Raw genomic sequence first — 12,007 nt, 5'->3', positions numbered from 1 at the left:
AAATCCAATTGAGGGTAACCCGTTCTTGCAGTTTTTCAATTATCCCACGCTCAGGAACACCTGCGATCCCGCCAACTGGAGATCGCGGGGGATCCCAGCGGTAGACTGGAAGATTAAGGCAGGAGGCATTGCCGTTGCAGCAGCCACGTCGAAGTCAAAACTCCGTCCCGCTGAGGCGAAGGCCGCAAGAGCAGGCATCCTGGCAAGGGTCTCGGGCGGCTGGGATCTCTCCCCCGAACCGGAACGGCTGGCCAACATAGCGGGGTGCGCCTATGGGAGCCCGTTGGGTTAGCGGTTTCGTGGCGGTGCTGTTTGCCCTGACGGTTACCCTGCTAGGGGGCTGGTACTTCACGGCAGCCCTTGGGCTGATTATTTTTCTGGCCCAACTGGAGTTCTTTCGTCTGGTGCGGGCTAAGGGCAATGCGCCGGCCATGCGCACCACCATGTTTTCCAGCCAGGTGCTGGTGATTTTGCAGCAGGTCAAGCCCGAGTGGACCAGCCCTGCCTTTATCGTGGCGGGATCGATCATCTGTTTTTATTTGCTCTTTAAGCCCAAGGTGGCCACCATTGCCGATATTGCCACCTCGATTTTGGGGTTGTTCTACTGTGCGTTGCTGCCCAGCTTCTGGATTCGGGTCAGGGCCTTGTCTTTTGCGCAAGGGCTGGGCGAAGGGCTATGGATTACGCTGCTGGCCATTGGCTGCGTGATCGCTGCCGATGTAGCGGCCTACCTGTGTGGTCGGGCCTTTGGGCGCACCAAGCTCTCCATCCTCAGCCCGAAAAAGACGGTGGAAGGGGCAGTGGCCGGGATCGCAGCCAGCATGGCCCTGGCTATGCTGGGAGCCCACTACCTAAACTGGCCCTGGAGCTGGCTGAGCGGCAGCGTGCTGGGGTTTTTGATTGGGTTAACTAGCCTGCTGGGGGATCTCACCGAGTCCCTCATGAAACGGGATGCGGGAGTAAAAGACTCCGGGGATCTCATTCCCGGCCACGGCGGCATTTTGGATCGGGGCGATAGCTACGTCTTTACCGGGCCGCTGGTGTTTTACTTTATGGAATGTCTGGAATGGCTCAACGCCTATTTCAGCCAATAATCGGGTTTTGTTCCTCAGCCTTCCTTTGCTGCATCTCCAAGATGACTTGTCTGACGTTTTCCAGACAGCAAAATCCCTGCGGGTTGTTCACCTGACAGCCACAGCCCCTGGCTTTGATGCGGTTGGCAATCCCCTTGAGGATAGCCTGGGGCGTTTTGGATCCCTGGAGCTCTTGCCAAATGCGCCGGCGCGTCCATCCAAAACAGTAGCAGACAGGCACGTCCTCGCCACTTTCTTTTTGAAAGACGGGAACCTTGAGGTCGTCAACCCCAAAGCTCTGACCTTCCTCAGAAAAATAGACGACGGGGCAAAGGGGATCCCGACAAAACGCATAGCTGGCGTTAGCATTAAGTTGCTCCAAAGCCTGACAAGACAGAAGGCTCTTCAGCGTAATCAGTTGAACCGGGATCCCTTGCTCCCCGCTCTTTGGACACAAGGGCTGCCAAGCTTTAGCAGAAAATGGGAAAAAGGGTTCTCTTGTCATGGGTTATTAAGCTGTTGCTGTTGAAAGATAGCGCAAGAGGAACTTTTCTCCTGCTCAGAAAATTTTTGTTGACACTTTTCAATGAGTGTCGATAACTCCCCTCTAAGTTCCTGGAGATGGGCAATTGACTTGTCGATTTGTCTTAGTTTTTCGGTTAGCTTTACGTACACCTGCCAACAGGGCAGGGCTTGCCCGTTCTCCTGAAGCAGGAGCAATTCTTTGATCTCGGCCAGGGTAAGTCCCAAAGCCTTAGCGCGGGCAATGAAAGCTAGCCGCTCCAGCTCAGCTTCTCCGTAGAGGCGGTAGCCCCCCTCTGTCCTACGGGGCTTGGGGATGAGCCCCAGGCGCTCGTAGAAGTAGAGGGTTTGGGGGCTGATGCCCAACTTCTCGGCTACCTGACCCACCCGCAGCAGCTCAGACATGCCGGGTTCTCTACCCTCTCTCCAGAAGCTCTCTTAGTCTAAACCCTGTAGCTAACTACAAGGTCAAGAGGGATCCCCAGAAAGCCCACCTCCCCAAAAGAGCCCGACGGCTGGGAGTAAGCTTGCTAACCTAGTTAGGGTAGTCCTTTGAGCAACCCAGCCCCCGCATGACTGCTGCACCTTCCCTCGCCAACCTGCCTAGCCAGTACAACCCCTTTGAGACCGAGCCCAAGTGGCAGCGCTTTTGGGAGGAAAAGGGGTTTTACGTGGCGGATCCCAAGGCGCCGGGGGAAGCCTTCAGCATGGTCCTGCCCCCGCCCAATGTTACGGGCAGCCTGCACATGGGCCATGCCTTTGCCTTTACCCTGCCGGATGTGGTGGTGCGCTACAAGCGCATGCGCGGCTACAACGTCCTCTGGCTGCCGGGCACGGATCATGCCAGCATTGCCGTGCACACCATTCTGGAAAACCAACTGCGCCAGGAGGGCAAGAGCCGCTTTGACCTGGGCCGCGAGGCTTTTCTGAAGCGGGCCTGGGCTTGGAAGGAGAAGTCGCAGGGCACCATCAAAAGCCAACTGCGGCGGCTGGGCTTGTCGCTGGACTGGACACGGGATCGCTTTACCCTCGATGAGGGGCTGAGCCGGGCCGTTACGGAAGCCTTTGTCCGCCTCTACGAAGCAGGGCTCATCTATCGGGGCGAGTATCTGGTCAACTGGTGTCCGGCCACCCAGTCGGCGGTCTCCGACATCGAGGTGGACAACAAAGAGGTCAAGGGCCACCTCTGGCATTTCCGCTACCCCTTGGCCGCCGACCCCAGCCAGTACCTGGTGGTGGCCACCACCCGCCCTGAGACAATGCTGGGGGATACAGCCGTGGCGGTTAACCCCCAAGACGAGCGCTACCGCCATCTCATCGGCCAGTTTGTCCGGCTGCCCATCAAGGATCGCCTTATCCCCATCATTGCCGACGAGTATGTGGATCCCACCTTTGGGTCTGGATGCGTCAAGGTTACCCCAGCCCACGACCCCAACGACTTTGAGATGGGCCAGCGCCACCAGTTGCCCTTGATCAACATCCTCAACAAGGACGGCACCCTCAACGAGAACGGGGATCCCTTCACCGGCCTGGATCGCTTTGTGGCCCGCGAGAAGGTGGTGCAGTGGTTTGCCGAGCACGGCCTGCTGGAGAAGGTGGAAGAGTACACCCACACCGTGCCCTATAGCGACCGGGGGGGTGTGCCCATTGAGCCTTTGCTCTCCATCCAGTGGTTTTGCGATGTCTCGGGGATGGCAGCTCGTTGCTTGCAGGAGGAGCGGGAACACCACAACCCCCGCTTTATTCCGGAGCGCTGGACCAAGGTTTACACGGGCTGGCTGGAGAAGCTGCGCCCCTGGTGCATCTCGCGACAACTGTGGTGGGGGCACCAGATCCCAGCCTGGTATCCGGTCATCAACGGCCAGATCCCTGAGGATCCCCAGGTTTTTGTGGTGGCTCGCAATGCCGAAGAAGCCTGGATCAAGGCGCGGGAGAAGTTTGGTCCAGAAGTTGAGCGGCTGGAGCGGGATCCCGATGTTTTGGACACCTGGTTTAGCTCGGCTCTGTGGCCCTTTTCCACGCTGGGCTGGCCAGAGGAGACGGAGGACTTCAAGCGCTACTACCCCACCTCCCTCATGTCTACGGGCTTCGACATCATCTTTTTCTGGGTGGCCCGCATGGCCATGATGGGGGTGCAGTTTACCGGCCAGATCCCCTTCAAAGATGTCTACATCAACGGCCTGGTGCGGGACGAGCACGGGGCGAAGATGTCCAAGTCCAAGGGCAACGGCATCGATCCCATCGAGCTCTTGGACAAGTACGGCACCGATGCCCTGCGCTACGCTCTGGTCAGGGAAGTGGTGGGGGCCGGGCAGGATATCCGCTTGGCTTACGACCGCAAGACCGGCGAGAGTGCCAGCGTGGAGGCAGCCCGCAACTTTGCCAACAAGATCTGGAACGCCTCCCGCTTTGTGTTGATGAACTTGGAGGGACAGACCCCCGCCCAACTGGGATCCCCTACCCCGGAAGCGCTGGAGCTGGCCGATCGCTGGATCCTCTCCCGGCTGCACTCCACAGCCACCCAAGTGATCGAGGAGCTGGAAGCCTACGGCCTGGGCGAGGGGGCGCGGCTTCTGTATTCCCTAATTTGGGACGACTTTTGTGACTGGTACATCGAGCTGGCTAAACCCCGGCTGCGGGGAGAAGACCTGGCCTCCAAGCGCACGGCGCAGCAGGTACTGGCCACCGTGCTGGAGACCATTCTGCGGCTGCTCCACCCCTGGATGCCCCACGTCACCGAGGAAGTCTGGCAACTCCTCACCCAGGCTAACCAAACCACTTCCATCTCGGTGCAGCCCTATCCCACCCCTGACCCCAGCTGGGTTAACCCCCAACTGGAGCGGGAGTTTGGCTTGGTCACCCAAGTCATCACCAGCCTGCGCAACCTGCGAGCGGAAGCTGGCCTCAAGCCCCATCAAACCATCGCCGCGCTGCTGGTTACCGAGGATCCTGAAGAGCAGCAGATTCTCACCGCCGCCCAGGCCTATATCCGCGAGCTGGCCAAGGTTGAGTCGCTGGAGATTGCAGGATCCCTAGCCACGGAGCCCAGGCAGGTGGCGGCGGCCGTGGTGGGCACGGTGCAGGTGCTGGTGCCCCTGGCAGGGCTGGTGGACGTGGAAGCGCTGCGGGCCAAGCTGCAGAAAGACCTAGCCAAACTGGAAAAAGAGGCCCAAGGGATCCGCACTCGCCTGGAAAACCCCAACTTCTTGAGCCGCGCCAACTCTGACGTGGTGCAGGCTAGCCGCAAGCAACTGGCGGAGCTGGAGGCCCAGAGGCAGCTCTTGCAGGCCCGCCTGGAGAAGCTGGGCTAGGGGTAGGGCTTGTCCGGCCAGGGATCCGTCAGGTCGGCGGTCAAGGGATCCCAGTCCCATCCCCAGTCGCGGGCAATGGCTTGGGTAAGGCCCAGCTGTCCATGGCCGGGGTAGCGGGCTAGGGACACCAGAAGATCTACCAGTTGCTCGCCGCTGGGCATGCGGCCAAAGATGTGCAGCCCGTCCCGGATTTGGGATTCTTTGAGCTCGCAGAGATAGCCATCCAGGCGGTTCCAATCTTCCTCTTTTTCCAGGTTGAACTGCTGATCCAGGTGCTCTGAGCGGACCAGCTCCTCAATCTGGGCGCGAATGAGGGGACAGCGGCTGGGATCCAACTGTTGGGCCTGCACGTACTCATCCATCAGCCGCTCCAACTCTGCCAAGGGGCCGTACAGCTCGGCGCGCGTGAGGGGCGGGGTGAGGTGGTCGATAATTACGGCTTGGGCTCGCCGCTTGGCCTGGGATCCTTCCCCTGGATCGTTGACGATAAAAGGGTAAAAGTGGGGCAGGGGCCCCAGGGCAATCTCCGGGTAGCAGGTAGAGGAAAGGGCGGATCCCTTGCCGGGCAGCCATTCTAAGTTGCCGTGCTTGCCCACATGCACCACCGCCTGCACGCCAAAGACCTGCCGCAGCCACAGGTAAAAGGCCAAGTACTCGTGGGGGGGCACCAGATCTGGGGCGTGGTAGTTCAAAGAAGGATCCCGGTCGTAGCCTCGCGGCGGCTGGATGCCGACAAAAACGTGCCCTAGCTGCAGTCCCACTACGGGAATATCCTGAGAGGGCGGATCCCCCCATTGCCGGATGAGATCGGTTTGGATGGGCTCCGGCAAGCAGGCAAACCACTCGCGGTAAAGGTCAGCGGAAAGGCATTGCCGAGCCGGGCGCAGGGATCCCAGCGGGTCATAGGTTTGGCTTTGGGTTAGCCAGCCAATCAACTCATCGCCGCTCTGGGGCAGGGGGCCCACTTGGTAGCCGTTTTCCTTCAGGGCCTTGAGGATCTCGACGCAGCTAGCTGGCGTATCCAACCCAACTCCATTGGCCAGGCGTCCATCCCGACTGGGGTAGTTGGCCAAAATCAAAGCCAGTCGCCGCTGGGAAGGGGGAGTGCGCCGCAGTTTTACCCAGTTGGCTGCTAGATCGGCTACAAACTCCACCCGATCCGGCACCGCCTCATAGGCCACGACTTCCGTTTGCAAGCGGGGATCCCGCTGTTGAACAGCTTTAAAGGAAATGGCGCGGCTAATAATGCGCCCATCCACCTCGGGCAAAGCCACATTCATGGCCAGATCCCGCGCCCCCAAGCCCCGCGTCGAGTCCTGCCAGCTCTGCCGGGGTCCACTGCTGAGGATGACCTGCAAAACGGGCACATCCAACTCCTGCCATAGTTTCACATCGAGCTGCTGGCTGTCCAAGCGCGCTAGCGAAAAACTGGTGGTATTGAGCAACACCTCAATCTGGCCGCCAAAGTGATCCCGAAGGGCTTGAGGCAAGTCCGGGTCTTGAAGGCTATAGGTGTAAAGGCAAAAGGGCTGCAACCCCCGCTCCAGCAGGGCTCTGGCCAAAGCATCGATGGGCTGGGTGTTTCCCGCCAGCACATGGGCCCGGTAGAGCAAAATCCCCACCTTGGGAGCTGGGGAAGGAGCCGGCAGAGCGACAGGAGGGTGGTAGACCCCCAGGCGAGGCAACACTTGAGGATCCGGCACGGGATATTGGCGCCCCAAAAATTCCCTGGCTAGAAACAGCAGACAGGCCGCCACATTCTCCGCTCCCCCCTCCAGCCAGTACCGCCACACCCGATCCGCCACCCCTAGAGGCACAGTGGAATGGCTCACCAGATCCCAATCAGGGCGGTCATCGCCGGGAATGACAATTAGGGTGGATCCCGCGTCGGCTGCCACCTGTTTGGCCACCTCTAGGCCGTAGCTCCAGTAGGCCCTTCCCCCCAACAGGCGAATGAGGATAACTTGAGCTTGCTGCAATACCTTCTCGGCGTAGTCGTCAATGCTCAGGGGCTGCTGCAAGTGCAAGAGATTGGCAGCCCGCACCTCCGGGAAGTCTTGGGGCAGAAGCGAAAGAGCCGCGCTCAGGGCGGTGAGATCCGTATCGGCTGCCGAAAGAACCACAAGGGGAGCCGGATCCTGCTCCAGAAAAATAACCCCGGACTGGGTGGGATCCCATCCTCCGGGCAAAGCTGCTATTCGGTGCATGGCCTAGCGCTAGGTGACCCTCATGCAACCTTTCTCAAGGTATGTCCTGACTAGCGACTGTACTTGAGCACAAAGGCATCTTAACCGCCAGCGCTCGACTGGCTGGGAAGGGCTCCCTCAGTGGATCCCGCTATCCAAACGTTCCCCTGGCCATCAACAGCAACGGAAGTGGCCTCGCCATGCTCAGAAGTTCCGAACTGGCGGAGCCAACCGACTGAATCCGAATCGATTGGACGGTCGACTGGATCTGAATCGGTTGAACGAGGACCGCAGGCTCCCAGAAAAATTGAACCGGCAAAAGAAGTCAAGGCTCCTAAAAGAGCTATCCTAAACACCCTTTTTTTTCATCTCTTCCAAATCCTTCCTTCCGGCCAAAGCCGCACCGCCCAAAGCTTAGCACGGCGTAGCTTTCTACGGCTGCCACCTATTTGGCCACCTCTAAGCCATCAAAATTGGCAGCCCGCACCTCCGGGAAGTCTTGGGGCAGAAGCGAAAGAGCCGCGCTCAAGGCGGTGAGATCCGTATCGGCTGCCGAAAGAACAACCAGGGGAGCCGGATCCTGCTCCAGAAAAATAACCCCGGACTAACGACCGTACTTGCGCACAAAGACATCCTTCATCCCAGCATGGGACTGGTCGGCAAGGGATCCCCAGGTTACGCCTGCCACCACGAGGTTGCCCTCTTGGCCTACAGCAATGGCCTGGATCCAGTCGAAGTCGGCGCTGCCAAACTGATGGCGCCAGAGCTCGCCGCCGTTGGCCTCGTAAAGGCGGACGAAGGCGTCGCTGCGCCTCGAGGAAGACCCCTGCGTGTGGCCTGCTACCCAAATCCTTCCACTCCCATCCACAGCAATGGCTAGGACGCGCTCCCCTTGCCCACCTGCAAATTGGCGGCTCCAGAGCTCGTTGCCGTACAGATCGTACTGATGGGCGAAGACCTCATAGGCCTTGGACGGATTCTTGCCCTGGGCGTAGCCTGCCACCCAAACCTTCCCCTCCCCTCCCACGGCCACGGAAAGAGCGCCGTCGCCTCCTCGGTGGGAAAACTGGCGCATCCAAACCTGGTTGCCACTGGGATCGTACTTGCAGACAAAGCCACCGGTTCTTGCGCGGTCGCGGACAAATCCGGCTATCCAGAGGTTTCCTGCCCCATCGGCAGCCAGGGCAGCGACCTGCTGGTGGGCTCCCAACTCGCGGACCCAAAGCGGCTTGCCGTTGGCGTTGTACTGGCGCACAAAGCTCTTGCCTGCCCCTGTTCCTGCAACCCAGACGTTGCTCTTGCCATCCACAGCGATGGCGATGACCTGGTCAGGCCCAGCGCTACCCAACTGCTGCGTCCAGAGCTCTCTGCCTTGGGGATCGTACTTGCGCAGGAAGATGTCTTCTTCGCCGGCATTGCTGTAGCCAGGGAAGGCACCGTGGGTCATCCCTGCCACCCAGGCATTCCCCCTCCTGTCCACTGCCAGGGCAACAACCTCGTCCGAGGCAGGGGTACCAAACTGCCGCGTCCAGAGCTCTCGGCCCTGGGCGTTGTACTTGCGCAAGAAAACGTCACTGCCCCCCGCAGAACTTTGGCCAGGAAGGCTTCCTTCGGTGATCCCTGCCACCCAGACATTCCCCTGCCCGTCCTCAGCAAGGGCGCGCGCCTCGTCGGAGGAAGGGGTGCCAAACTGGCGAGACCAAGGACCAGGATCCCGGCCACAGGCAGCTAGAAGCGCTGAGCTGGCAAGAGCCACACCAGAGAGAACCACCTTACTCAGCGCTTGCTTCCTGCCCATAGGCCCAGGCTGGCCGTCGGCAAAGGAACCTGTCCTCTCGATAGGGTAGCTATCCGCCTCTCTCCCCGCAACAGCCGTGGCATGTCTGGGCAAGCTGGGGCAGGTGAACTCCGGATGCCGCCGTACGGCCACGGCCCAAGGGTGGGTTTCACGTTCGATGGGCGGGTGGGTCGGATGAAGCTATGGCGAATGGGCTTGCGACCTGCAGACACGTCCTCGAAGCATCCCCTTCGACGCTGACATAACGCACCCGCAAATGTTGGGAATCCTCTCCATAGGTGCTGGGGCAGAGGTAACAGCAGGCCATCTGCCCTTTCGGAAGGGCTTTGGCCAGGATCCCTAGCCAGCGCAAGTTAGGTTAGTTGCGGAGCTCAATCGTGACGTTGGCTAACTGCACATCGTCGTAATCCACCCACGCTCCACCCTGCTGGCTGAGGGGGTTACCTCCTAGCGGCAGTAGAATTTGCAGGGATCCACCAAAAAGAGGAATACTGACACGGGGGCCGCTGACGATCCCGCCTGTCTGAACCCAAGTTTTGCCAGTGCGCAGCGTTACGGTGTTTGAACCTAGGCGCAAGTGCTGTAGCGGCAGAGGGATGCGCAGGTCGTCTCCTCCTAGCTGAACTTGCTCAACTTCCACCCCATTCAGAAGGACTTGTAGAGGGGACATATCGGCGGTGGGGATCCGAGATTGGCCAGCCCGATAGGCAGCGGCAGTATCCAACCCAATCAGGGATCCAATCCGCAAAACCGGTGGGCGAGGCGGCAGGCGTTCCAAGGTGAAGGAGCGGGTCATCTCTACCGCTTGGGCAGGCCCTAGAAACTGGCTGGCAGCCGCCGACTCAGGCGAATACCGGTTATCGCCGAGGCGAATGACATTGGCCTCCAGCACCAGCGTAGTGTTGGGATCCCAGCGCTCCAACTGCAACTGCAGAGGTCGATCCCGGCCGATCTCTCCGTTGCCTGTGCTCTGGGAATAGGGCAAATAGTTCTCCAGCCGCGCCACCAAAATCTCTTCTGCCGGCAGCGGCCCTGGCAGGCGAAACCGCCCCTGGGCATCGGTGCGCACTGCAATCCCTGCCCCTGGGATGGCTACCTCCACCCCAGCCAAGGGCTGCCCTGTGAGGCGGTCCACCACCTGCCCAGAGTAGGCAGAATCCAACTGCACCTGTCCGGTGGGAGCTTCCGTAGCTGTCTGAAGGCGCTGCTGCAGAACCTGCCAATCGGCTTCCGTAATCCGCCCGTCCTGATCGACATCGGCAGCCAGGATCTGGTTGTCGGTCAACCCCTGCTCTCCCCGCAAATAGGCCCCCAACAGGTTGCGATCCTGCACCGTCAAACGGCCATCCCCATCCAGATCGCCCGGTTGAAAAGGCCGCGCTTGGGCAGAAGCCACGCCTGTCCAAGCTAGAGCAAGGGATCCCAGCAGCAAGAGAGAAGGGGCTAGAGGGGAAACCCTAGACATCGCAACTTCCCCGGCGAGAGCTCTGGAAGGGGCTCCTTATGTTTTTTTAGCCCAGTTCATTTTCTCCCAGTTAGAACTGGCAGAGCCGGAGCAGAGTACTCTCGAGCCCAATTTTGCTTGCCTTTGGCTGCAGGAGCCAAAAACTTGATGGTAGGATAGCCGTGGTGACTTGCCGTCCTATGGCTCGATATTCTTGCACTGCCCAGCTTACGGGCTCGGCCGAGCAGTTGAGCGAAGCCATCCGCGCCCTTCTGGAGCGTTGCCAGCTCACCATCCTCCACCACAGTCCTGACTACTGGGTGGCTGGCGAGCCCCCCGGAAAAAACCCCTACACCAAGCTGGTAACCGTGGAAGTGTTGGTGGATCGCACTGGCCAAGGCCCCGACGGGCCTGTTCAGATAACTTGCATTGCCAAAAACGAAGAGCTGCCCCTGAGAAGCGTCAACCACTGCCAACAAACCTTTGCCCAATTGAGGGCAGAGCTAGCCCAGTTGCAAGCCCAACTTGCTGCCCAGCGGAAAGGCGCTATACAATAGCGGGGCTGAGTTGCTTGCCTCCTATGGCACGTCGCTGCCAACTGACCAACAAAAAGCGCAACAACGCCTTTGCCATCTCCCACTCTCACCGACGCACCAAGCGCTTGCAGGAAGTAAACCTGCAGTGGAAGCGCATCTGGTGGGAAGAAGGTAAGCGGTTCGTTCGTCTGCGTGTCTCCACCAAGGCCCTGAAAACCCTTAAGACCAAAGGGCTAGGAGCTATGGCCCGCGAGGCTGGCATCGACCTCAACCAATTTTAAGGCTTGGGATTCCGACCTCTACAGAACTAGGCCCCTAGGCCGACCTAGGATTTGTACCGGCAACAGCCTACAGCAGCCCAAACAGCTTGCGCGACTTAGGTCTTAGCCCTGCCAGCAGCGTGGTGAGAGTGTCCCGCTGGGTCAGCTCGTTGGTGCCGCTGGCGTGCTCAATCAAGAACTTGCGCATTTCCTCGGAGAGCTTGGCGTTGGTAAAGTCGGCGCCGACAAAGCTGGCCCCTTCGATTTGGGCTTCTTGCAGGTTGGCTCCCACCAAGAGGGCTTGGTCGAAGTTAGCCTGTTGTAGCTGACAACAAGCCAGGACTGCCTGCGAGAGGTTGCAGCGAAATAGGTTGGCTTGGCGAAAGTCAGCGGCAAAAAAGTCGCCTCCCGTTAGGTTAGCAGCCACCAAGCTGGCCTTATGAAAGATGGAGTGGCTGAAGTGGCCTTCCTGAAAGCTGCTTTTGTCCAGCTTGGCAGCGGTGAAGTTGCTATAGTCCCCTAGAGCCTGGCTAAAGCTGGATCCCCGCAAATCTGAGGCAGCAAAATTGGCCCGCTCCATCTCGGCGCGGCGAAAGTTGCACAGCCGCAGATCCGCCTGCTGCATGCTGAGCGAGCGCAGGTTGGCCCGCGTCAAGTTGGCCTTGGGCATCCGAATGCGGTCGAACAGGCCCCGCGAAAGGTAAGCGCCTTCGAGGTTGGCACCCACTAGGGAATGTCCTTGCCGCAGGGCTTCCAGCAGATCCCGCGTAGTTTCAATGCGAACCGGCTCCAAGGGTTGAGAAGAAGGATCATTCACGGGTGGGACGTTCCTCACCAACCAACCTAGCTGAGGACGGAGGGCTAATTACCAAGCTAG

12 protein-coding genes are annotated in these 12,007 nt (G+C 59.7%); 4 read left to right on the top strand and 8 right to left on the bottom strand.

Translation table 11 applies throughout. From position 1 onward, the window contains the following. Nucleotides 1-39: 39 nt before the first annotated feature. Nucleotides 40-198 (bottom strand): hypothetical protein, encoded by a 159-nt coding sequence (locus NW808_RS08550; RefSeq protein ID WP_414420915.1) that lies wholly within the window; start codon nucleotides 196-198, stop codon nucleotides 40-42. Nucleotides 199-272: 74 nt separating this feature from the next. Between NW808_RS08550 and NW808_RS08545 the strand changes: the two genes are divergently transcribed. Further along, nucleotides 273-1,094 (top strand): phosphatidate cytidylyltransferase, encoded by an 822-nt coding sequence (locus NW808_RS08545; RefSeq protein ID WP_414420914.1) that lies wholly within the window; start codon nucleotides 273-275, stop codon nucleotides 1,092-1,094. Here the strand turns inward: NW808_RS08545 and NW808_RS08540 are convergent. Next, a complete protein-coding gene (locus NW808_RS08540; protein WP_414420913.1) occupies nucleotides 1,084-1,530 on the bottom strand; it encodes a putative iron-sulfur cluster-binding metallochaperone in 447 nt (148 codons plus the stop codon). The genes NW808_RS08545 and NW808_RS08540 overlap by 11 nt on opposite strands. A 44-nt stretch (nucleotides 1,531-1,574) precedes the next feature. Next, nucleotides 1,575-2,000: a heavy metal-responsive transcriptional regulator gene (locus tag NW808_RS08535; protein WP_414401614.1), complete on the bottom strand. Its 426-nt coding sequence runs from the start codon at nucleotides 1,998-2,000 to the stop codon at nucleotides 1,575-1,577. Nucleotides 2,001-2,167: 167 nt separating this feature from the next. On the opposite strand from NW808_RS08535, the gene NW808_RS08530 reads away from it, so the two are divergent. Then, nucleotides 2,168-4,906 carry a valine--tRNA ligase gene (locus NW808_RS08530; protein ID WP_414420912.1) on the top strand — a complete coding sequence of 913 codons (2,739 nt, stop codon included), beginning with the start codon at nucleotides 2,168-2,170 and terminating at the stop codon, nucleotides 4,904-4,906. Here NW808_RS08530 and cobN read toward each other — a convergent pair. The 4 genes from cobN to NW808_RS08510 form a co-directional block, all read right to left on the bottom strand. Beyond that, complete coding sequence (gene cobN, locus NW808_RS08525) at nucleotides 4,903-7,113, bottom strand: cobaltochelatase subunit CobN (RefSeq protein WP_414420911.1); 2,211 nt, start codon at nucleotides 7,111-7,113, stop codon at nucleotides 4,903-4,905. The genes NW808_RS08530 and cobN overlap by 4 nt on opposite strands. Before the next feature lie 80 nt (nucleotides 7,114-7,193). Then, the gene (locus NW808_RS08520; protein WP_414420910.1) at nucleotides 7,194-7,448 is read right to left on the bottom strand and encodes an SBBP repeat-containing protein; all 255 of its coding nucleotides are present in this window, start codon (nucleotides 7,446-7,448) and stop codon (nucleotides 7,194-7,196) included. A gap of 248 nt (nucleotides 7,449-7,696) precedes the next feature. Then, nucleotides 7,697-8,890 carry an SBBP repeat-containing protein gene (locus tag NW808_RS08515; protein WP_414420909.1) on the bottom strand — a complete coding sequence of 398 codons (1,194 nt, stop codon included), beginning with the start codon at nucleotides 8,888-8,890 and terminating at the stop codon, nucleotides 7,697-7,699. A gap of 358 nt (nucleotides 8,891-9,248) precedes the next feature. After that, nucleotides 9,249-10,355, bottom strand: a complete 1,107-nt coding sequence (locus tag NW808_RS08510; protein ID WP_414420908.1) for a dockerin type I domain-containing protein — start codon at nucleotides 10,353-10,355, stop codon at nucleotides 9,249-9,251. A gap of 179 nt (nucleotides 10,356-10,534) precedes the next feature. Here NW808_RS08510 and NW808_RS08505 point away from each other — a divergent pair, with 179 nt between their 5' ends. Continuing rightward, entirely contained in the window at nucleotides 10,535-10,891 is a 357-nt protein-coding gene (locus NW808_RS08505; protein ID WP_414405094.1) for a hypothetical protein, read from the top strand. 23 nt (nucleotides 10,892-10,914) lie between these two features. Next, nucleotides 10,915-11,151: a 50S ribosomal protein L28 gene (gene rpmB, locus NW808_RS08500; RefSeq protein ID WP_414395357.1), complete on the top strand. Its 237-nt coding sequence runs from the start codon at nucleotides 10,915-10,917 to the stop codon at nucleotides 11,149-11,151. Nucleotides 11,152-11,218: 67 nt separating this feature from the next. On the opposite strand, the gene NW808_RS08495 is transcribed toward rpmB, so the two are convergent. Next, a complete protein-coding gene (locus NW808_RS08495; RefSeq protein ID WP_414420907.1) occupies nucleotides 11,219-11,947 on the bottom strand; it encodes a pentapeptide repeat-containing protein in 729 nt (242 codons plus the stop codon). Nucleotides 11,948-12,007 lie beyond the last annotated feature (60 nt).

The organism is Synechococcus sp. W70.1 (assembly GCF_047461515.1).
GTDB lineage: Bacteria > Cyanobacteriota > Cyanobacteriia > Thermostichales > Thermostichaceae > Thermostichus.
Note: the sequence above shows the minus strand (reverse complement) of the source record. Positions and strands in the feature narration are given on the sequence as shown.